The sequence below is a fragment of the Vibrio sp. 03_296 genome (genome assembly GCF_002265885.1).
The window spans coordinates 1-728 of record NZ_NPKW01000911.1; the positions used below are offsets into that span (position 1 = coordinate 1).

Below are 728 nucleotides of genomic sequence, written 5' to 3' on the forward strand. Positions count from 1 at the left end.
CATTTTTGCGTTGCTGAGTGGCTGTAGCCAAAGCCCTAAAGCCCCAGAAACATCAGCAGCACTTTGGGAACAAAACCGAGAGTTAAAAACCTTCTACGGCGAATGGTATGGCACGCCCTATCAGTTTGGTGGGAATACGAAAGAAGGGATTGATTGCTCTGCTTTGTACACAAGCGTTCTCCACGCTATCAACGAGCACTCACCAAGGACGAACATTGGCACAGTTTAATGCTTCCCAGCCAATACGTTGGGAAGAGAGGCAACAAGGCGATCTGCTGTTCTTCAAAACAACGAAATCCGATTATCACGTGGGGATCTATCTTAACCACCAGCAGTTCATGCATGCGTCAACTTCAAAAGGAGTCATCATATCGCGAACCGATAATCCATATTGGGCGAGTAAATTTTGGCAAATAAGAAGGGTTACAATGTAACCCTTCTTATGAATACTGCGGACTAAAAACAAATCAGCGAATATTGCGGCTTAGTCGTATTTTGCTACAGCGGTATCGAACAGATTTTTTACTAAAGCAATATACTCATCTAAAAAATTAATCTGCTCATTAGTGGCTTTTTGAGCATACCCAGCCAGAACTTCTCCTAGATCTTCCGCTACTGAATCCGCTTCTTTTAACAGTTTGAAGCGAACGCTAGAATGCAGCTCTGGGTTCTGTTCAAAAATCGCCATGATGTTTGAGGCGATCATGTCTGTCACCACATCTTCAATG

The 728-nt window shown here is 43.5% G+C and carries 1 protein-coding gene and 1 pseudogene; one reads left to right on the top strand and one right to left on the bottom strand.

Annotation, left to right across the window (positions count from 1 at the left end; translation table 11 throughout):
* Position 1: 1 nt before the first annotated feature.
* Positions 2–434: pseudogene (locus CIK04_RS28785) on the top strand (C40 family peptidase).
* A 50-nt stretch (positions 435–484) separates the two neighbouring features.
* On the opposite strand, the gene CIK04_RS28790 reads toward CIK04_RS28785, so the two are convergent.
* The gene (locus CIK04_RS28790; RefSeq protein WP_369597183.1) at positions 485–727 is read right to left on the bottom strand and encodes a DUF3802 family protein; all 243 of its coding nucleotides are present in this window, start codon (positions 725–727) and stop codon (positions 485–487) included.
* Position 728: the final 1 nt, after the last annotated feature.